The 18,524-nt window shown below is 60.5% G+C and carries 20 protein-coding genes; 8 read left to right on the forward strand and 12 right to left on the reverse strand.

Annotation, left to right across the window (positions count from 1 at the left end; all coding sequences use genetic code 11):
• Positions 1 to 113: 113 nt before the first annotated feature.
• The 6 genes from ACA046_RS14225 to ACA046_RS14250 form a co-directional block, all read right to left on the reverse strand.
• Positions 114 to 1,067 (reverse strand): D-2-hydroxyacid dehydrogenase family protein, encoded by a 954-nt coding sequence (locus ACA046_RS14225; protein WP_497676804.1) that lies wholly within the window; start codon positions 1,065 to 1,067, stop codon positions 114 to 116.
• A 26-nt stretch (positions 1,068 to 1,093) separates the two neighbouring features.
• The gene (locus ACA046_RS14230; protein ID WP_459028618.1) at positions 1,094 to 2,107 is read right to left on the reverse strand and encodes an alpha/beta fold hydrolase; all 1,014 of its coding nucleotides are present in this window, start codon (positions 2,105 to 2,107) and stop codon (positions 1,094 to 1,096) included.
• A 56-nt stretch (positions 2,108 to 2,163) separates the two neighbouring features.
• Entirely contained in the window at positions 2,164 to 2,595 is a 432-nt protein-coding gene (locus ACA046_RS14235) for a YqaA family protein (protein ID WP_459028620.1), read from the reverse strand.
• A gap of 3 nt (positions 2,596 to 2,598) precedes the next feature.
• Entirely contained in the window at positions 2,599 to 3,045 is a 447-nt protein-coding gene (locus ACA046_RS14240; RefSeq protein WP_318304690.1) for a DUF411 domain-containing protein, read from the reverse strand.
• 154 nt (positions 3,046 to 3,199) lie between these two features.
• Positions 3,200 to 3,655, reverse strand: a complete 456-nt coding sequence (locus tag ACA046_RS14245) for an SRPBCC family protein (protein WP_497676805.1) — start codon at positions 3,653 to 3,655, stop codon at positions 3,200 to 3,202.
• Positions 3,656 to 3,736: 81 nt separating this feature from the next.
• On the reverse strand, positions 3,737 to 5,731 hold the full coding sequence (locus tag ACA046_RS14250; RefSeq protein WP_076013897.1) for a methyl-accepting chemotaxis protein: 1,995 nt from the start codon (positions 5,729 to 5,731) through the stop codon (positions 3,737 to 3,739).
• 199 nt (positions 5,732 to 5,930) lie between these two features.
• Between ACA046_RS14250 and ACA046_RS14255 the strand changes: the two genes are divergently transcribed.
• The gene (locus ACA046_RS14255) at positions 5,931 to 6,329 is read left to right on the forward strand and encodes a hypothetical protein (RefSeq protein ID WP_167664980.1); all 399 of its coding nucleotides are present in this window, start codon (positions 5,931 to 5,933) and stop codon (positions 6,327 to 6,329) included.
• A 6-nt stretch (positions 6,330 to 6,335) separates the two neighbouring features.
• Here the strand turns inward: ACA046_RS14255 and ACA046_RS14260 are convergent, their stop codons facing one another.
• Positions 6,336 to 7,331, reverse strand: a complete 996-nt coding sequence (locus ACA046_RS14260) for an aldo/keto reductase (protein WP_459028625.1) — start codon at positions 7,329 to 7,331, stop codon at positions 6,336 to 6,338.
• 119 nt (positions 7,332 to 7,450) lie between these two features.
• Between ACA046_RS14260 and ACA046_RS14265 the strand changes: the two genes are divergently transcribed.
• Complete coding sequence (locus ACA046_RS14265; protein WP_459028627.1) at positions 7,451 to 8,368, forward strand: LysR family transcriptional regulator; 918 nt, start codon at positions 7,451 to 7,453, stop codon at positions 8,366 to 8,368.
• On the opposite strand, the gene ACA046_RS14270 is transcribed toward ACA046_RS14265, so the two are convergent.
• Complete coding sequence (locus ACA046_RS14270; protein ID WP_167664977.1) at positions 8,359 to 9,264, reverse strand: AraC family transcriptional regulator; 906 nt, start codon at positions 9,262 to 9,264, stop codon at positions 8,359 to 8,361. The genes ACA046_RS14265 and ACA046_RS14270 overlap by 10 nt on opposite strands.
• A gap of 102 nt (positions 9,265 to 9,366) precedes the next feature.
• On the opposite strand from ACA046_RS14270, the gene ACA046_RS14275 reads away from it, so the two are divergent.
• Genes ACA046_RS14275 through ACA046_RS14295 form a run of 5 tightly spaced genes read left to right on the forward strand, consistent with a single transcriptional unit; the run spans position 9,367 to position 13,794 of the window.
• Entirely contained in the window at positions 9,367 to 9,927 is a 561-nt protein-coding gene (locus ACA046_RS14275) for a carboxymuconolactone decarboxylase family protein (protein ID WP_459028629.1), read from the forward strand.
• Between the two features lie 52 nt (positions 9,928 to 9,979).
• Positions 9,980 to 11,041 carry an acyl-CoA dehydrogenase family protein gene (locus ACA046_RS14280; RefSeq protein ID WP_076013902.1) on the forward strand — a complete coding sequence of 354 codons (1,062 nt, stop codon included), beginning with the start codon at positions 9,980 to 9,982 and terminating at the stop codon, positions 11,039 to 11,041.
• A complete protein-coding gene (locus tag ACA046_RS14285; RefSeq protein WP_459028631.1) occupies positions 11,038 to 11,841 on the forward strand; it encodes an ABC transporter ATP-binding protein in 804 nt (267 codons plus the stop codon). The genes ACA046_RS14280 and ACA046_RS14285 overlap by 4 nt, the downstream gene beginning before the upstream one ends.
• The gene (locus ACA046_RS14290; protein ID WP_497676806.1) at positions 11,828 to 13,027 is read left to right on the forward strand and encodes an ABC transporter substrate-binding protein; all 1,200 of its coding nucleotides are present in this window, start codon (positions 11,828 to 11,830) and stop codon (positions 13,025 to 13,027) included. The genes ACA046_RS14285 and ACA046_RS14290 overlap by 14 nt, the downstream gene beginning before the upstream one ends.
• A 14-nt stretch (positions 13,028 to 13,041) precedes the next feature.
• Positions 13,042 to 13,794, forward strand: a complete 753-nt coding sequence (locus ACA046_RS14295) for an ABC transporter permease (protein ID WP_172834573.1) — start codon at positions 13,042 to 13,044, stop codon at positions 13,792 to 13,794.
• Positions 13,795 to 13,841: 47 nt separating this feature from the next.
• Here the strand turns inward: ACA046_RS14295 and ACA046_RS14300 are convergent, their stop codons facing one another.
• The 3 genes from ACA046_RS14300 to ACA046_RS14310 form a co-directional block, all read right to left on the reverse strand.
• Positions 13,842 to 14,633 carry a membrane-targeted effector domain-containing toxin gene (locus ACA046_RS14300; RefSeq protein ID WP_497676807.1) on the reverse strand — a complete coding sequence of 264 codons (792 nt, stop codon included), beginning with the start codon at positions 14,631 to 14,633 and terminating at the stop codon, positions 13,842 to 13,844.
• Positions 14,634 to 14,673: 40 nt separating this feature from the next.
• Complete coding sequence (locus tag ACA046_RS14305) at positions 14,674 to 17,376, reverse strand: membrane-targeted effector domain-containing toxin (protein WP_497676808.1); 2,703 nt, start codon at positions 17,374 to 17,376, stop codon at positions 14,674 to 14,676.
• A gap of 146 nt (positions 17,377 to 17,522) precedes the next feature.
• Positions 17,523 to 17,660, reverse strand: a complete 138-nt coding sequence (locus tag ACA046_RS14310; protein WP_010171564.1) for a hypothetical protein — start codon at positions 17,658 to 17,660, stop codon at positions 17,523 to 17,525.
• 174 nt (positions 17,661 to 17,834) lie between these two features.
• On the opposite strand from ACA046_RS14310, the gene ACA046_RS14315 reads away from it, so the two are divergent.
• On the forward strand, positions 17,835 to 18,029 hold the full coding sequence (locus ACA046_RS14315) for a hypothetical protein (protein ID WP_003207574.1): 195 nt from the start codon (positions 17,835 to 17,837) through the stop codon (positions 18,027 to 18,029).
• Between the two features lies 1 nt (position 18,030).
• Here ACA046_RS14315 and ACA046_RS14320 read toward each other — a convergent pair whose 3' ends face one another.
• Positions 18,031 to 18,408 (reverse strand): fe2+ zn2+ uptake regulation protein, encoded by a 378-nt coding sequence (locus tag ACA046_RS14320; RefSeq protein WP_076013904.1) that lies wholly within the window; start codon positions 18,406 to 18,408, stop codon positions 18,031 to 18,033.
• Positions 18,409 to 18,524: the final 116 nt, after the last annotated feature.

An 18,524-nucleotide genomic window follows, 5' to 3' on the forward strand; every position in this document is an offset into this window, starting at 1 on the left:
AAGGGGCATCGCGTGCTTCAGGCAGACCTCAGTGCCTGATTTAGGGCCGCTACGCAGCCCAACGGGGGACAAGCCCCCTCGCCACAGAAGTGCATCTGCGCGATTTTGGTGCGTTAGCTCAATGCGCGAAGGGGCGCTCCTTTGGCCCATGACTGAATATCTTCGATCATTTGCTGGTAGAACTGGCGGTAGTTCTGCTCGCTGACGTATCCAACATGGGGCGTGGCCAATACGTTGGGTAACTGGCGGAACGGATGCCCGGCCGGCAGAGGCTCCTGGGCGTACACATCCAGTGCCGCGACCGCCAGACGGCCATTGTCCAGGGCTTCAATCAAGGCATCTTCGTCGACAATCGGCCCGCGGGCGGTGTTCACCAGATGCGCTGTAGGTTTCATCCAGCCCAACGCCTCGGCGTCTACCAGACCGCGGCTGCGGTCGCTGAGCACCAGGTGAATCGACAACACATCCGCCTGCTCGAACAGTTCGCGCTTGCTGACCCAAGTCACGCCGGATTCGGCGGCGCGTTCCGGTGTGAGGTTTTCGCTCCAGGCAATCACGCGCATGCCGAACGCCTGACCAAACTTGGCGACCTTCTGGCCAATGCTGCCTAGGCCGAGAATCCCCAGGGTCTTGCCGTACAGATCACCGCCCAGGCCCGCCTGCCAACCGCCGGCGCGCAGGGAATTGGCTTCGGCCAGCAGGTTGCGGGTGGAGGCCATGATCAGCGCCCAGGTCAGTTCCGGGGCGGCGTGCTTATAGCTGTCGGTGCCGCAGACTTGAATGCCCAAGGCCTTGGCCGCAGGAATGTCGATGGCGGCGTTGCGCATGCCGCCGGTCACCAGCAGCTTCAGCCTGGGCAAGCCTTGCAGGAGGGCCTGATCGAAAGTGGTGCGTTCGCGCATCACACAGATCACCTCGAAGCCCTGTAAACGCTCGATCAAGGTGGCGGTGTCCGCCGGGTAGTCGTGGAGGAAGTGCACCTGGCCGACCGACGCCAGGACTGACCAGTCCACTACGCCACTGGCCACATTCTGCCAATCATCAATCACTGCGATCTGTACCGACATGCACGCGAGCCTCGAAAAAGGTTGGATTAGAGGGCGTTCAGCCCTTGCAGCAGTGCCTTGTGAAACTGTGCCGGTTCTTCCATTTGCGGGGCATGGCCCAGGCCCGGGAATTCCACCAGGGTGGCGTGGGGAATCAGCTTGGCCACTTGCTTGCCCAACACCGCATAGTTGCCGATCTTCGCCTTGACCGCCGGTGGCGCCAGGTCTTTGCCAATGGCGGTGTTGTCGGACGTGCCGATCAGCAGCAGGGTGGGCATCTGCAGGTCCTTGAACTCGTAGTACACCGGCTGGGTGAAGATCATGTCGTAAATCAGCGCCGAGTTCCACGCCACTTGGGTGTGGCCGGGGCCTTTATTCATGCCGGCGAGCATATCGACCCAGCGGTCGTATTCAGGCTTCCAGCGGCCGACGTAGTAGGTGTCGAGCTCGTACTTGCGGATGCCTTCGGCGGTCAGTTTCAACTCGCGCTCGTACCATTGGTCAACGCTGCGATAGGACACGCCAATGGCCTTCCAGTCTTCCAGGCCGATAGGGTTTACCAGTGCCAGCTGTTCGGTTTGCTGCGGATAGAGCAGGGCGTAGCGCGTCGCAAGCATGCCGCCGGTGGAATGGCCGAGGAGCGTTACCTTTTGAATGCCGAGTTTTTCCAGGAGTTGGTGGGTATTGATCGCCAGTTGCTGGAAGCTGTACTGGTAATTGTCCGGCTTGCTGGAGGTGCAGAACCCGACCTGGTCCGGGGCGATCACCCGGTAGCCGGCGTCGCTCAGGGCCTTGATCGATTCATCCCAGGTGGCGCCGCAGAAGTTCTTGCCGTGCATCAGCACGATGCTGCGCCCGTTCGCCTTGCCCTTGGCCGGTACGTCCATGTAGCCCATCTGCAGGGATTTGCCCTGGGACTGGAAGGTGAAGTGTTCCACCGGGTAAGGGTATTTGAAACCTTGCAGTTCGGGTCCGTAGGTCGGGCCCTCGGTGGCTGCAAAGGCGGGAAGTGCGCTGCCGAGCAGCAGACTGGCGACGCAGAGTGAGCGGATTTTAGACATTGGTATAGGCTCCGGGAACAGTGCCCGGATGCTGTGGCGAGGGGATTAACGGGAGATTAAATCCAGTGCAGGGTGAGCATGGCCAATACCCCGTAGCGCGCCCCTTTGGCCAGGCTCACCAGCAGCAGGAAACGCCAGAATGGCTCGCGCATGACCCCGGCCACCAGGGTCAGGGGGTCGCCGATGATGGGCACCCAACTGAGCAACAATGACCAATGGCCCCAGCGTTGATAGTGGGTACGGGCCTTGTCCAGATGCTTCGGACTCACCGGGAACCAGCGCCGCTCCTTGAACCGCTCAACCGAGCGCCCGAGCAGCCAATTCACCACCGAGCCCAATACGTTGCCAACCGTTGCAACCACAAGTAGCAGCCAGAGACTGTAGTGCCCGCTGATCAACAGCCCCACCAGCACCGCCTCTGATTGCATCGGCAACAGCGTGGCGGCGCCGAAGGCGGCGAAAAACAGTCCCAGGTAACCGGCGAGCATCAATCAGCGTGCCGGGTAGTCAGCCACTACCACGTCTTTGCCTTCGCGAGTCAGGCCGATCACCTGGTAGGCATCGCTGCTGCCGTCCATTTCCATGCCCGGTGATCCCATGGGCATGCCCGGTGCAGCAATGCCCAGCAAGTCGTCGCGCTTGCGCAGGGCCAATACCTGATCGGCAGGTACATGGCCTTCTACGAATTTGCCGTCGATCACGCCGGTATGGCACGACGCCAGGCGCGGCGCCACGCCTAGGCGTTGCTTGACCTCGCTCATGTTGGTTTCCACATGGTCGTTGACCTTGAAGCCGTTGCTTTCCAGATGGGCAATCCACTTTTTGCAGCACCCGCAATTGGCATCGCGGTGCACATCAATCGGGATCAGCTCGGCAGCCTGGGCCAGGGGGCTCATGAGCAGGGCCGACAGCACGGCCAGTCGCAGGGTAGTTTTCATCATCATCTCGTCAGATAAAGGGCAACAGCCGGGCATTCTCCGCGCTTTTTACAAAAGGGTTTTCCGAGAGTGTTACGAGGTTTTACGAAACACCGGCAGCACCAGAATAACGGCCTGGTGCTGTCGGAAAACTGAGAGGGATATGACGGTTTTGTCAGGAAGACGGGGATTCCAGGCGCTGCTTGAGCTGGTCAAGGGCCAGGTTGGACAGGGCGATCATGCGCTCATGCAAGGTGGTCAGTTGCAGTTCGGTTTCATAGGTAAGCACACGGATAAACAAGGTGCCGTCGCCTTGGGCCTGCAAGAAATAGTGAATGCAGCCGTCGACCGCCAGCGAAGTAAATGCGGTCTTGAACTCCCGCGGTCGCAGCGCAACCTGCACGCGATAGCTCATGGGCACCCGCACACCCATCAGGTCGATGGTTTCGGTAAAACGATGGCCGGTGGGCAATGAGCCTGTGGTGCCGGTGTCGGCGCTCAAGGAAGTCGGATGCCATTCATGCCAGCGATCCGGTTGGGTGACATAGTCGTAAACGGTTTCGATAGGGGCCTGGATATAGCGTTCCTGACTGATCCGCTCCAGACGGATCGGGTGCTCGACTGCGTGCATGACACACCTCCTGTGTGGCGGAGCGAACTGTCAGAATAGTCTGGCTCCCGCGCATTGCACGGGAGCTTTCAGGCTATTTTTTCAACGCACCTTAAAGCGTCCCATCAATGCAATAACCCGGCCATTTGCGTCCAGCAGGCTTTGGGTGTTGTGCTCGGTGGCGTGGCCGCTTTGCACCAGTTCTTCGACCATGTGGCGGATGTGCACCATGCTGCGGTTGATTTCCTCGGTCACCGCGCTTTGCTGTTCGGCGGCGGTGGCGATCTGAGTGCTGAGGTTGTTGATATGGCTGACGGAGCCGGCCATCTCGTCCAACCCCGTGTTGACCCGCGCCGTGGCGTCAGCGGCAGACTGGCAGCTGGCCTGGGTGGCTTCCATGGCCGTCACCGAGGAACTCACGCCGGTGGTCAGGCGCGCCAACATCTCATTGATCTGCGAGGTACTGGCCTGGGTACGGGCGGCCAGGGCGCGGACTTCGTCGGCCACCACCGCAAAACCCCGGCCTTGTTCGCCGGCCCGGGCGGCTTCGATGGCCGCGTTGAGTGCCAGCAGGTTGGTCTGGCCGGCGATGGCGCCGATCACGCCGAGGGTTTCAGTGATGCGCGCGGCGTCCTGGCGCATGTTTTCCACGGTGTGGGTGGCGCTGGAAACTTCGCCGATCAGCGCGCTGACGCTGCGGGAAGCTTCCCCGACCACTACCCGTGAACGGTCGGCATGCTCGTTGGCACGCTGGGTGAACGCGGCGGTTTCGGCAGCGTTCTCGGCCACGGTATCGGCGGTAGAGCTCATCTCGGTGATGGCGGTGACGGTCTGGTCGGTTTCCGAGGCATGGCGCACCAGGATCTGGTTGGTCTGGGCCGAGGTCTGCTGCAATTGCGCCAGGCTCGACGACATGGCGCCGGTGGCCAGGGTCACTTCGCCGATCATGTTTTGCAGGTAGACGATAAAGCGGTTCACCGAATGGCCAATCGCGCCCAGTTCGTCCTCGGCACGGATGGTGATGCGCCGGGTCAGGTCGGCGTCGCCGTTGGACAGCGCGTCGATATTGGTTTTCAGCGCGGTCATCCGGTGTACCAGCTGGCGGATGGCATACACCTGCAACAGCACCAGCAGCAGAATCATCGGGATTTGCAGCATCGCCAGCGTACCCAGCACGTCATCCCGTTGGGCGGTGATCAGCGAGGTCGGCAGCGCAGTCGCGAGGAACCACGGCGTGCCCTCGATCGGGCGCATGAAGAAGGTGCTGGCCACGCCCTGGTTGTCGAACTCACTGCGTTGCAGGGTTTGATCACGATGGGCCAGGCCGGCGCTGACCTGGGCGGCAAAGGCCGAGGTGCCGGCCAATTCGCTGATGTTTTTCAACACCACCGGGCCGCTGATGCGTGTGCTGTTGCTGATGATCTTGCCGTCGGCTTCGACAATCAGCATTTGCCCGCCGAGGTCTTTTTCCTTGCTGGCCACCAGGTCGTTGAAGAAACCCAGGGTCACGTCGATGGTGGCGACGCCGTAAGCTGCACCATCGCGCTGGATGGCCATGGCGCAGTTGGTGCGTGGCTCCTGGCTGGCGTCATCCTTGTAGGCCGCCGCCCAGGCGCACTGGCCGCGGGGCGAAGCGAGGCCGCCTTTGTACCAGCTCTGATCGTAGTAGTTGGGGGCTGCGTCGCTGTTCCAGAACGTATTCACTGCCAGCTTGCCCGAGGCATCGCGGTGCCAGAAGGTGCTGTGCTTGTTGCGTCCCGGCGTGCGCTGGTTGGGCAGGGGCCAGATGCCGCCGCCGAACACTTTCAATTCGCCGTACTGGTCCACCAGGCCGGGCAGCACCTTGTCGATGGCATCGCTGTCCAGCAGCGGGATGGTTTGGGTGATGCTGCGTTGCTGGGCCTGAACCTTGTTCAGCTCGCCCTGAATCTGCTCGGCCACTTCGGCAATGCGATTGAGGGCCACTTGTTCTTCGGTGTGGCGCAGCTTGGGGGCCACCAACTGTCCGATGCCCACGACCGTCAATACGAATAACAACAGGACGAACAGCACCAAAAACAGGGTGTAACGAGCTTGGATAGAGCGCAATGAGGGCATGGGGTCGTCCTTACGAAGCGTTTATTGTGCGACGCGGCTTTGTTAGAGCTTCGAAGGGCTATCGGCTTGGGAAGGGCGAGCTTTAGGTACTATGGTGTAAGAAAGTGCAATGAATAAAAAAGCCTGCACAAGGCTTCTATTTTGGGGGCCTGCGGTGTTTGATACGGGCCAGAGTTTCTAATGGATTCAACCGTAAAACATGGACGAAATCATCTACCAGGTCGTCAAGTGGCTGGGCATCCAGCATCACACGGTCAGAGGCACCACCTATAACTTCATGGCGTTTGTTTACCTGGCGTTGGCGATTGGCAGCGTCGTGGTTGCCAAGGAACTGGCCGCCAAGCGCAAAGCCCTGAAGGCACGAACCACCCAAGCGTTAACTGCGGCGCCATTGACCGCCACCTCGTTCGCCGAGGAAGGCGGCCAACCGGTCAAGAGCACTGGCACCCTGCGCCAGGACGCCGACGGCTATTCCGTCAGCGTCACGCGAAACAGCGTTGAGTCCCATAGCGAGCCATTGCGCTCGCTGGATGAGGTTGATACCTGGCTCAGGACTCACACACCATTCATCCTGTCGGACTTTCGCCAGCGCAATTGAGTGGGTCTATTTGTCCAGCATCTGCATAACCGCTTCCGGGTAACGCAGCCCTGCCGTTGCATTGGCCGGGAAGATCGCCTCCAGCGCCGCCAGTTCGGCCGGGCTCAGCTTGACCTCCAATGCCGCGACGTTTTCTTCCAGGTACTTGCGTTGCTTGGTCCCCGGGATCGGGATCAAGTATTCCCCTTGCGCCAGCACCCAGGCCAACGCCAGTTGCCCGGCGGTCACGCCCTTGTCGGTGGCCAGGGCTTGTACCTGGTCCACCAGCAGCAGGTTCTTCGCAAAGTTCTCGCCCTGGAAGCGCGGGCTGAACCGACGATAGTCATCCGCCGCAAAATCATCCGGGCTTTTCAGCGCGCCGGTCAGGAAGCCCCGACCCAGTGGGCTGTAAGGCACAAATGCGATCCCCAGGCGCTGGCAAGCGGCGAGGCAACCGTTGTCTTCCTGGTCACGGCTCCACAGCGAATATTCGCTTTGCAGGGCGCTGATGGGATGCACTTTATGGGCACGCTCGAGGGTGGCCGCCGACGCTTCACTCAGGCCCAGGTAACGCACCTTGCCTTGCTTGACCAACTCGGCCATGGCGCCGACGGTTTCTTCAATCGCCACTTCAGGGTCGATACGGTGTTGGTAGTAGAGGTCCAGGGTTTCCACGCCGAGGCGTTTCAGGGTGCCGTCGATGGCGTCGCGAATGTACTCGGGACGGCCATTCACCCCACGCAACGCCGGGTTCGCCGGGTCACGCACGATGCCGAACTTGCTGGCCAGGAACACCTGGTCGCGCTTGCCGGCGATGGCTTTGCCGATCAGCGCTTCGTTGGTGTGGGGGCCGTACATGTCGGCGGTGTCCAGCAGGTTGATCCCAAGCTCCAGGGCGCGGTGCAAGGTAGCGGTGGCTTCGGCGGTATCGGTGCCGGTGGTGTAGAAATCGGTCATGCCCATGCAGCCGAGGCCGATGGCGGAAACCTGGGGGCCGTTTTTGCCGAGTTGACGTGTGTGCATGGGTCCAGCTCCTGTGTGGGGAAGGCCTCCATTGTTGCCCTCGACAAAAGCGGGATAAACCGGCTAAAACCACTATCACTATTATGAAATTCTAAATAATCCCTGAAGGAAACCGGCCCGTGGACCGTTTTAATGCGATGCGAGTGTTCGTGCGGATTGTCGAGCTGGGCGGGTTTGCCAAGGCGGCCGACAGCCTGCAACTGCCGCGCGCCTCGGTCACGATCCTGATCAAACAACTGGAGGCACACCTTGGGGTGCAACTGTTGCAGCGCACCACGCGCCAGGTCAGCCCGACCCTGGACGGTGCCGCCTATTACCAGCGTTGCGTGAGCCTGCTGGCGGACCTTGAGGAAACCGAGGCTGTGTTCTCCACCAGCCGCCGCAACCCGCGCGGCACGTTGCGTATCGATATGCCGTCCGGGATCGGGCGCTTCCTGGTGATTCCGGCAATGCCCGAGTTCACCACGCGTTACCCGCAGATTGACTTGGAAATCGGCCTCAACGACCGCCCGGTGGACCTGATCCGCGAAGGCGTGGATTGCGTGTTGCGCGGCGGCCTGGCGCTGGACGAGTCGCTGGTGGCCCGGCCGCTGGCGATGATGGATCAGGTGACCTGCGCCAGTCCCGGTTACCTGCAGCAGTTCGGCATGCCATCGACGCTGGAGGCGCTGGCCGGCCATCAAGTGGTGGAGTATTTCTCCAGCGTCAGCGGCAAACGCTATGGCCTGGAATTTCAGATCGGCAACGACATCCGTCTGGTCGACCTGCCCAAGCAAGTCGCGGTCAACAGTGCCGACGGTTACCTGGCCGCCTGTGAAGCGGGTTACGGCCTGGTGCAGACGCCGTACTACCACGCCGTTCGCCAGTTGGAAGCGGGCACGCTGGTGGAGGTGCTGGCGCATCAGCCGCCGCCGAAGTTGCCGCTGACCGCGTTGTACCCGCCGCATCGCCAGCTGTCGCAACGGGTGCGGGTATTTGTCGATTGGCTGGTGGAGCTTTGCGCCCGGCCGGACAACGGGTTGCAGCGTCAGCCTTGAGCCTTGCGGTAGGCGCCGGGCTGGATGCCGGTGACTTTATGGAAGGCGCGGGTGAAGGCGGCGACGGATTGATAACCCACGGCGAGGGACACGTCCGCCACTGTCTGGTCCTGCTTGAACAGCTGGCAGGCGTGGCGCACGCGCATCATCAGCAGCACTTGCCCCGGCGACTGGCCGCACAGTTCATTGAAGCGCTTGAAGAACGCCGAGCGCGACAAGCCGGTGCAGGCTGCCATGCTTTCCAGGGTCCAGGGATCGGCGGGGCGTGCAATCAACTGTTCCAGCAGATTGGCAAACGCCGGTTGCCGGGCCAGCGCCGCGAGCCCGCCGAGGTCGGTGTTGTCCAGCACCTGTTGGCGCAGCACGTAGAGAAACAGCAGGTGGCACAGGCGCTCCAGCAAGGCGGGCGAGGGCGCCGGCGTGCGCTCGCATTCCTGCAGGATCAATTCGAACAGGTTGCGCGCAGCAGTCAGCGAAGGGTCACCGGCCCGCAGGACGATCCAGGCGGGCAGGGTGTCGACAATCATCGCCGACAGCCCGGACTGGAAATGAAAGAACCCGCACACCAGACCCACGCCGTCACTGGCCTGGCTGTCCAGCGGCACCATTGGCGTGCGCGGGCATTCCTGGGCGCCGGTGGCGGTGCCATCGCTGGACAACCGGTACGCGAGATCCCGCAGCAGGAATACCGCATCGCCGTTGTTCAGCGGATAAGGGGTCGAATCGCCCTCGATGTGCATCCAGCACTGCCCTTGCACCACCAGATGAAAACTCGCACTCGCCAGGCCATGGGTGCTGGCGTGCCAGTCGCCGCAGTAACGCCCGACGTGAAACAGGCTGGTGTTGAGTTCGAGGCTATCTAATAACCAATCGACGAGGGAGCTGGACGAATTCATCTAACGGAAAGACTCTAGAGCAAGTTATCGCTACTTTAGACTATTGAGCAGATTTTTTATAACCAACAGACTGGGTACACGAATCCATGAGGAGACCACTCCATGTCCCGCGTACCGATGCTCACCCTGGAAACCGCCCCTGAAGCGGCCAAGCCCTTTCTGGAAAACGCCCTGAAGGGTTCCGGGTTCATCCCCAATCTGTTGGCGGTGTTGGCCAATGCCCCGGCAGCACTGGAAACCTACATCACTGTCTCCGGCCTGAACGCCAAGTCTGACCTGAGCCTGGCCGACCGCGAAGTGGTGCAACTGATTGCCGCCACGAACCACGGTTGCGATTTCTGCGTCGCCGGGCACACTGCCGTAGCGCGCAACAAAGCCAAGCTGCCGGAAGACGTGATCGACGCCCTGCGCCAACGCGGTGAATTGCCCAACGAGCGTTATGAGACACTGGCCGCGTTCACTCGCGAAGTGATCGCCACCCGCGGTGACGTCAGCGATGCCGGCTACGCAGCGTTCCGTGCAGCGGGCTTCACCGACGGTCATGCGCTTGAGGTTATTCTGGGCGTCAGCCTGGCCACCCTGTGCAATTTCGCCAACGTGTTTGCGCGCACGCCGCTCAACCCGGAACTGGCGCAATACCGTTGGGAAAAACCGGCAAGCTGAAGGCGCGCAAGCGTTCGCGATGGTAAACATGCTGTAACAAGGAGAAACATGAATGCTTGACCCAATCTTGAGCCGTTGGCTCGATGTTCAAGCGCAGGCCCTGGATGTGGGCAGTTGCGATCCGCAGGAAGTGCTGCCACGGCTGGCAGAGGCCAATGTATTACGTATCGGTGTGCCCAAGGACCTCGGCGGCCTGGGCGGCGATGTCACGGGTGCCATAGAGGCGATTGCCGATGTGGCCAGCCATTCCCTGGCGTCGGCGTTTGTGTGCTGGGGCCAACGCTCGTTTATCGAGTATCTGCTGCAAAGCCCGAATCAGCGCTTGCGTGAGCAACTGCTGCCGGACCTGCTGAGCGGCAAGCTGGCCGGGGCGACCGGGCTGTCCAATGCGATGAAATTCTTGTCGGGTATCGAGTCGCTGCAAATCAGCGCCGAGCCGACGGATGACGGCTGGAACCTCAACGGCCGCCTGCACTGGGTGACCAACCTGCGCAAGAACGGGTTTGTGGTGGCCGCCGCCATCGAGCATGCCCAGGGCGGCGCGCCGTTTATCCTGGCGATCCCTGATTCGGTGTCCGGGCTGCAACGTTCCCGCGACCTGGAACTGTTGGGTCTGCAGTCGAGCAACACCGCAGCCCTCGGCTTTGAAGCCGTAGAACTGAGCCGCGACTGGCTGTTGCATGACGATGCACGCAAGTTCCTACCGGCCGTGCGCCCCGCGTTTCTCGGCTTGCAATGCGGCATGTCCATCGGCCTGGCGCGGCGCTCGCTGGCGGAGGTGGCGAATCACCTGGGCTCCAGCCGCACCGTATTGCGCGAAGAACTGGAAGTGCTGCGTACCTCACTGGAGCAGGCGGTCAACGACCTCAAGAAAGGTTTGCTGAGCGGTCGCTTCGGTACCGAGCCGGTGCCTTTGTTCCGCCTGCGCATTGCTCTCGCGGAAATTGCTGCCAGCGCTGTGCAACTGGAGCTGCAAGCCAGCGGCGGCAAGGCCTACCTGACCGCCCACGGCAGCGGCTTTGCCCGGCGCTGGCGCGAGTCGGCATTTGTACCGATCGTGACCCCGAGCCTGGTGCAGTTGCGCACCGAGTTGAACCGTCAGGCGAATCTATGAGCCCGGCGGTATTGCATGCCCAGGGGATTTGCCTGGGGTATGCGGGCAATTCGGTGCTGGAAGGTTTCGACCTGCAATTGCAGCCCGGCGAAGTGGTGTCGATCCTCGGCCCCAGCGGTGTTGGCAAGTCCAGCCTGCTGCGGGTGCTCGCCGGTTTGCAGGCGCCTCAGGGCGGCAGTATCAGCCTGCTGGGCGAGCCATTGAATGGCCCGCATCCGCGGGTGGCGGTGGCGTTCCAGGACCCCAGCCTGTTGCCGTGGTTGAGCCTGGAAAAGAACGTCGCCTTCGGCCTGGATTTTGCGCGCCAACCGCACCTCAGCCCGCAAGAGCGACGCAGCCGGATTGACCACGCGATCAACGCGGTGGGCCTGGAACACGCCCGTCAGCAGTTTCCGGCAGCGCTGTCCGGCGGCATGGCCCAGCGTACTGCGCTGGCCCGCTGCCTGGCCCGCCAGCCGCAGGTATTGCTGCTGGACGAACCCTTCGGCGCCCTGGATGAAGTGACCCGCGCCGACATGCAGCACCTGCTGCTCAAGGTCAATCGCGAGCAAGGTTCGGCGGCAGTGCTGATCACTCACGACATCGACGAAGCGCTGCTGTTGTCCGACCGGATTCTGCTACTGGGTAACCGCCCGGCGCGGACCCTCGGCGAATGGCGGATCGACCTGCCGCAACCGCGGGAAGAACAGGTGGAAGCCATCGGCACCCTGCGCATCGAGATTCTCAAAACCCTACGGCAGGCGAGCCGCAACGACCCCCAACCCACTGAACTGCTGGAGCCCTGCCATGTGTCTGGATGACCTCACTCACTCGCGCCGTGATTTTCTCAAACTCTCGGCCGTGCTCAGTGCCGCCGGTGCCTTGCCGCTGCTGAGCAGCTTGCAGGCCCGCGCGGCCAGTGAGCCGGACGCACCGGTACGCATCGGCTACCTGCCGATCACCGACGCCACGCCGCTGCTGGTGGCCCATAACAACGGCCTGTTCGAAGCCGAAGGCATCAAGGCCGAGCGCCCGGTGCTGCTGCGCAGTTGGGCCCAGGTGATCGAGGCGTTTATTTCCGGCCAGGTCAATGTGATTCACCTGTTGTCGCCGATGACGGTTTGGGCGCGTTATGGCAGCAGGGTCCCGGCCAAGGTCGTGGCCTGGAACCACGTGGGCGGCTCGGGTTTGACCGTGTCCCCAGGCATTACCGATGTGAAGCAATTGGGCGGCAAGTCGGTGGCGATTCCGTTCTGGTACTCGATCCACAACGTGGTGGTGCAGCAACTGTTTCGCGACAACGGCCTGACCCCGGTGGCCCGTGCTGCAGGCAGCGCAATTGCCGCCAACGAGGTCAACCTGATCGTGTTGTCACCCTCCGACATGCCGCCGGCCCTGGCCAGCAAACGCATCGACGGCTACATCGTCGCCGAGCCGTTCAACGCCCTGGCGGAAAACCTCAACGTGGGCCGCGTGCAGCGCTTTACCGGCGACGTGTGGCGTAACCATGCGTGCTGCGTGGTGTTCATGCATGAGCACGACCTGACCAATCGCCCGGAATGGTCGCAGAAGGTGGTGAATGCAATCGTCAAGGCCCAGGTTTGGACCCGCGACAACCGTGAAGAGGCGGTGAAGCTGCTGTCCAAGGACGGCGAAAATCGCTACACGCCGCATGCCGAGCCGGTACTGCGCAAAGTCCTGGCGCCGGCTGCCAGCGACCGCGCGGCATACCTGGCCGACGGCGCGATCCAGCACGCCAACTGGGACGAGCACCGCATCGACTTCCAACCGTATCCATTCCCCAGCTACACCGAGGAACTGGTGCGCCGCCTGAAAGACACGCTGATCGAGGGCGACAAGAAATTCCTCGCCGACCTGGATCCGGCGTTTGTCGCCAAAGACCTGGTGGACGATCGCTTCGTGCGCAACGCCATCGCAGCGGTGGGCGGCATGAAGACCTTCGGCTTGCCGGAAGGCTTTGAGCGGCACGAGGAGATTGGCGTTTGAACAACGGCAAAACCTTGGGGTTGCCGGGCTGGTTGCTTGGCTTGAGCGGGCTGGCAGGGTTGTTGTTGCTCTGGTGGCTGGGAGTGAAAGTGTTTGGCAGTGCGGACGGTTTGTCTGCGCGGTTTTCGCTGTCGGCGACCCTCGCCAGCCTGTGGGAATTGCTCGGGCGCAGTGAGCTGTACCTGAACATTGCCGTGAGCCTCAAACGGATCTTCGTCGGGCTGTTCCTGGCGCTGCTGATTGGTGTGCCGTTGGGCTTGCTGGTGGGCAGTTCGCGCAAGCTGGAGGCGGCGACCACGCCGGCTTTCCAGTTTTTGCGGATGATCTCGCCGCTGTCGTGGATGCCCATTGTGGTGATGTTGATGGGCGTGGGCGACCAGCCGATCTACTTCCTGCTGGCGTTCGCGGCGGTGTGGCCGATTCTGCTGAATACCGCGGCGGGTGTGCGTCAGCTCGATCCGCGCTGGTTGCAACTGAGCAAGAGCTTGAGCGCCACACGCTGGGAAACCTTGCGCCGGGTGATTATTCCCGGGGTGATGGGGCACGTGCTGACCGGCGTGCGCCTGGCCATCGGGATCCTGTGGATCGTGCTGGTGCCGTGCGAGATGCTCGGGGTCAGCGCGGGGCTGGGTTATTACATCCTCGACACCCGCGATCGGCTGGCCTATTCCGAGCTGATGGCGATGGTGCTGCTGATCGGCCTGTTGGGGTTTGCCCTGGATGCGTTTGCGCGGTGGCTGCATCAGCGTTGGGTGCATGGAGGGTAACAACCTCATGCAAAGGCTCGGAGGCTCTCCGGGCCTTTGCGATTGGCTCAGGGTTTCACATAGATGTGCAGGTCGCCGGGAAGGTCGCCGGGCTGTAACGGTTTGTTCGGGTCTGGCACATGGGTATGGGCTTTAAGCCCGATGCTGTGGTAAGGCATGTTCTTGTTGTCAAACACCCCGATACCGATGCTTTCCGTGAGCTCCGCCAAGCCGGGAACACCTTCGGAGGTGTTCATGTGCGCGTGCCCCACCAATGCGACCCACTTTTCGGTGCCTGAGTTCGCCTGGATAGTTTCAGCAGCGTAGTAGTTGAACTCCTTGAGTCGCTTCTCGGAGTTGATCCCGGTCTGGGTGCGATCACGGGATTTATCGTATTTGTGTCGCGTCAGATAGTAATGATCGAGGGGCAGGAGTTCTATTTCATTGGCCTCAAGTTTGTTCTTGAGTTGCTCAAGTGACGGATGTGTGCGACGAGTCCCGCTGCTTCCGAGCATTCCGATTCCATCATCAATGGGGCCATGGAGCATGTCGATATACCCTTCCAAGTAGACTTTTTTGACACCTTGGTCCTTTAACGTACCGACGTTGTCGAACAGGACTTTAAAGCTGGCCATCTGCTTGTGAGATTCTCCAAATACCAGCCCGCTTGATGTTTTAAGTGCCTCCTTGATCAGGTCGCCTACCGCGAGTGGTATCGGCACTTCGGGTATAACAGGACGAGGCGGTATGCCGTCGATATCGATAGCCTCATAGTAATCCTTCATTTCCTGCTGGAACTTGTCCATGGTTGCCTGGCGGGTGTCTGTCTTGAAGTGGTCTGCTTCCAGTTTTCCTTTCATGGCTTCCGCATAAGTGCCTTCCGGTAATGGTTTCCTGACTTTACGCGGGGGGGGGGATTACGTTTATCGGGTTGAATCGGTGAGCGCCCCGGCTCAGCGGCGCGTAAGGGTTCGGAGAGGGAGGCATTAGCGTGTCACTGGATTCGAACGGTTGCAGGGGGCTGCCATACGGTTGCTGTTTCTGTGCATCGAGGGCGTACCATTTGCCGTTAAGCTGCACTGCGCTCCCTTCGACAGTCTGCGTGCCCACCTTGAAGGTGCCGGTAGCGGCGGCTTCAAACCGGTCACCGGCGGCAATAAGGGCTGTGTTATTGGTCGTGCCCTTTAGTGTTCTCATGCTCTGGCTGGCAGCGTTTGCTCCCTGGAGGCTGAGTTTTCCAGCGCCTATCGCCAAATCGCCAAGGCCGCTCAGCGGATTGAGTTCCGAGAGGGCGGCAGCCCCGAAAATCTTGCTGACCTTAAGCGCTTTGCTCACCGCGCCGCCGGCCGTACCCAGCGTCTTTCCGGCCTTCGCAACGGCGCCCACGCCTGCTGTGAGCAAGCCCAACGCATCAAATGCCAAGTCAGAGAACCCGTCTTTATAGTGGCCGTTACTTAAGTTGACGATGGCTGACCTGAGGGGAATAAGGTCGAGGAGAAAATTGCCGATGGTATCGGCGACGGCCTTCGTATGCTCATCCGGGGTAATTCCGGCAGCCTGCTGTCTTATCGCATCGAGGTCGAGCCCCTCGACAATCGAATCCGCCAGGTAGGCTGCCCGGAAATTCTTGAACAGGTTGCGATTTACGCCCTCGAGTGGGTTTTCCTGCTTTATATAGTCGCGCTTGGAACCGAAAGTGGAGAACTCCTCTATTCGGGTGACTTCGTCGGCAATCTTTTGGTCCCCGCGCGTGATGATGGAGTTGCCGACTTTTCTGATGGTGCCTTTTTCAGTATCGAACTCGTAGGTGGACAGGTTTTCCTGGTTTTTTGTAGTAACGAGTATTTTTTTGCTGGTATGGAAGAGCGTTTCTCCAGCGAGTGGAACCCAGCTGACTCTGTAGGATTTTTCTTTGTAGAAATTCAGCTTCCCCAACCGCAAGTTATTTTTGTCATCCGGTGGAAGGTTGGCCAGGGCATTCAAGATGGAATATTTTTTGACGGTTTTGTAGTCGCTTATGGTCTGGCTGATGGCGTTGTCAAAGGTGTCGGGGACTTTAAAGTCCGGACCTTGGGTAAACGCCGCAAACGCATCAAGGTCTACGCCTTGCGATCCAGGCTTGAGTGCCCACTCGGATGCGTTTATTTTTTCGCCCTGCATGGTCAGGTCCAGCATGGAATAAGGACCACGAGTGGGGATCATCTTGTTCGCGGTGTTGTTGGGCTTGAGAAGCACCTTCTCTTCAAAGGGCACGCCTTTTCCGAATTTTTCCTTGAGCAAGTCCAGCGCTATCTGCTGGCGGGTGGGCACGGGGGCATCCAGCAGGCTGGAGGCGTGTTTCAGTTTTTCCAACTGATGATTGAAGGCATCCATCGCGGTATCGATGTCCGCTTTTTCGTGAAGCGCATCGTCTTTCGCCTCAAGCACACCGTTGACGATGGCCCAATCCAACAGAGCGGCTGTCTTGGCCGACTCGGGAGCGGCGCGGCTGGCGTCGGCGGTAATCATGACTTCGGCAAAGCTCATGTTCGCCACCCCGCCGGGAGACTCGGCTTCGATGGCCGCCGCCGCGATGCACAGGTTGGCCCAAGCCTGGCTGCCGTACACCACGCTGTCGGGAATATCCTTGATCAAAAATTGCGGCGCTGTCCGCATCAGCAACATGTGGGCGCCAAGCGTGGCGTAAGGGGAGGACGCTTTGCCGGTGTCGCTCAGGTGCTGGCGCAGGCCGGCGACAATCGACGAGACGGGTTTGCCCCAATGCTGTTTTTGTGCCAGGTCAAAACCGGCTACTTGGTTGCGATGAGGTTGGGCTATGGACTCCTGATCCAGGTCCAGGTTGATGGCTGCCAGTGCGTAATCACTCACACTGCTATCGGTGGAAATGCCCTCCAGCTTGATCTGCAAGGCCTCTCCCAAGGCTTGGCCGCGGGGAGAGCTTATGAGGGTTTCCAGCGCCTTGACCGGATCGGTCGAGGCGTCGTTGGGGAGCGGCAGGTTACCGTGCAGAAACTCCAGTAGCCCACGTTGTTGGCTTTCTTGCGCTGAACCCGGGGTATTGGCATGTTCTCTAGCGGCTGCCAGCAACGCGTTCTGCTGACTTGTGCTCAAGGGCAGGGGCCAGGATAAGCCACCGCCCAGGTTTCCCCATGGATGAGGTTGTGAGCGTGCCAGCGCTGCGCGCGCCAGCGCCAGCAGGTCGGCATGGGTGGTTGGCTGGGGCAGGCCGTTAGCCGTTAGAAAACCCAGAACACTGACGGCGTTACTACTATTTAGCGGGTAAGAGGATTCGGGTGCGAGGTCCATTAGCCGACTTGCCAGCGCAGATTGCATCACCAGAAAAGGCGCGTCCGGTCCTACCCGCGTGGCGACATCAGTGAGCTTCTGTGCCAGCGTCTGCCAGTTGGCTCGGTCACCCAGTGCGGCTTTCAAGGCTTTCGGGCCGTCGGGAGCAGGGGTGTCAGCCGCAGGGTCCTCAGGGTCCGTTGCGCTCTGTAAAATTTCATCGGGGTATGACGGGATAACGGGGAGTGGTATCGGAGGAGGCGGCGGTGGCGGATAAAAAGTGGAGGAAAGAACCGATTTGCTGGCTATCGAGGTCATAGTGAACACCTTCGGGCACGCATATTCAGGAGTGCGCCTTTCAGGAAAACCTCCCTGCTTCCTGGACGCTCTTTGTGAGTGTCGGAAACAGGGCTACGGCTCCGTTTAAAGAGTGTTCAAATTGTCAGAAAGTGTACGGATGACGATCAGCGATGGTAGTACCCCGGCCCTCCATCGTAGTAACGATGATCGTGCCAACCGCCGCCGCCGTGGGGGAAAATGATGCAGCCGCTCATGCTCAGCATGATCAGCAAGGGAATCAGCAGTGTGATTCGACGGAGCATTTCCAAATCCTCTAAGGTTCTCACAAGTTCAATCAGGCGTTGGGCAAGCCAAAGTTTTTCATCGCCTGTAACATGAGACCCCGCCGACCCCATTCCATCCCCGCCAATGGGTATGTGCTTGGTGTGGCAGTCGATACAAAGTGGATACAATTTTTTTAGCTTCAGGACCCCGTCATGACCCAAAAGCAACGTTTGAAATACTCGATTCTGATTTCCCTGCTGGTGCTGGGGACGATGTTTGGCCTGTCCTACTTGCAGAACAATGGCGTCATCAGCGAAAAAACGTTCCAGTACATCGCCATTGCCGTAGCGGTGACGGTGGTGGTGATCAATGGCGTGATGCGCCGCAAGGTCAAGCCTAACCTTTGAGTCAGGCCCGGCTTTCCAGGACTTTGGCAGCCTGCTCGTGCAGGCTGTAGCTTTTGTCGGTGTTGAGGGTGATCACGCCCTCGGCGCACAGGCGCTTGAGCACCTCGCGTACGCTGAGAAACGACAGCGGGATGCCCAGCTCCAGCAAGTGGCTGTGCACGCCGCGCACGCCGAGGGTGCGCTGGTTATCGGCCGCAGTCAGCAGCGCGTCGATGACCTTCAGCCGAATCAGGCTGGTGCGCAGGCCGAAACACTTGAGCAAATGACGAATGCGCTGGTTGCCATGCTCCGGCGCCTTGCCGAACGCCTGGTTGCCGGTGCTGAAACCTCCGTCATGCATGGATGAGTGTCCTTCCGTGGGCGGTTGCGGGTTGTACATGCAAAAACTCCTTATCAGAGCCTGATCAGGAAAATGATGGCGCTCTTAGTTAATAAGACGTACGAGCAGCCGAAATCATGAAGCGCGGGATGTAGAAATTTTGTCGGTAACATCCT

The sequence above is a fragment of the Pseudomonas sp. LBUM1641 genome (assembly GCF_059716235.1).

Coding starts and splice junctions, on each gene's coding strand:
- ACA046_RS14225 (WP_497676804.1), bottom strand. CDS start 1,067: ATGTCGGTACAGATCGCAGTGATTGATGATTGGCAGAATGTGGCCAGT.
- ACA046_RS14315 (WP_003207574.1), top strand. CDS start 17,835: ATGACCCAAAAGCAACGTTTGAAATACTCGATTCTGATTTCCCTGCTG.
- ACA046_RS14310 (WP_010171564.1), bottom strand. CDS start 17,660: ATGCTCCGTCGAATCACACTGCTGATTCCCTTGCTGATCATGCTGAGC.
- ACA046_RS14275 (WP_459028629.1), top strand. CDS start 9,367: ATGTCCCGCGTACCGATGCTCACCCTGGAAACCGCCCCTGAAGCGGCC.
- ACA046_RS14250 (WP_076013897.1), bottom strand. CDS start 5,731: ATGCCCTCATTGCGCTCTATCCAAGCTCGTTACACCCTGTTTTTGGTG.
- ACA046_RS14235 (WP_459028620.1), bottom strand. CDS start 2,595: ATGCTCGCCGGTTACCTGGGACTGTTTTTCGCCGCCTTCGGCGCCGCC.
- ACA046_RS14240 (WP_318304690.1), bottom strand. CDS start 3,045: ATGAAAACTACCCTGCGACTGGCCGTGCTGTCGGCCCTGCTCATGAGC.
- ACA046_RS14260 (WP_459028625.1), bottom strand. CDS start 7,331: ATGCACACACGTCAACTCGGCAAAAACGGCCCCCAGGTTTCCGCCATC.
- ACA046_RS14230 (WP_459028618.1), bottom strand. CDS start 2,107: ATGTCTAAAATCCGCTCACTCTGCGTCGCCAGTCTGCTGCTCGGCAGC.
- ACA046_RS14305 (WP_497676808.1), bottom strand. CDS start 17,376: ATGACCTCGATAGCCAGCAAATCGGTTCTTTCCTCCACTTTTTATCCG.
- ACA046_RS14280 (WP_076013902.1), top strand. CDS start 9,980: ATGCTTGACCCAATCTTGAGCCGTTGGCTCGATGTTCAAGCGCAGGCC.
- ACA046_RS14300 (WP_497676807.1), bottom strand. CDS start 14,633: ATGAAAGGAAAACTGGAAGCAGACCACTTCAAGACAGACACCCGCCAG.
- ACA046_RS14290 (WP_497676806.1), top strand. CDS start 11,828: ATGTGTCTGGATGACCTCACTCACTCGCGCCGTGATTTTCTCAAACTC.
- ACA046_RS14245 (WP_497676805.1), bottom strand. CDS start 3,655: ATGCACGCAGTCGAGCACCCGATCCGTCTGGAGCGGATCAGTCAGGAA.
- ACA046_RS14270 (WP_167664977.1), bottom strand. CDS start 9,264: ATGAATTCGTCCAGCTCCCTCGTCGATTGGTTATTAGATAGCCTCGAA.
- ACA046_RS14320 (WP_076013904.1), bottom strand. CDS start 18,408: ATGTACAACCCGCAACCGCCCACGGAAGGACACTCATCCATGCATGAC.
- ACA046_RS14285 (WP_459028631.1), top strand. CDS start 11,038: ATGAGCCCGGCGGTATTGCATGCCCAGGGGATTTGCCTGGGGTATGCG.
- ACA046_RS14255 (WP_167664980.1), top strand. CDS start 5,931: ATGGACGAAATCATCTACCAGGTCGTCAAGTGGCTGGGCATCCAGCAT.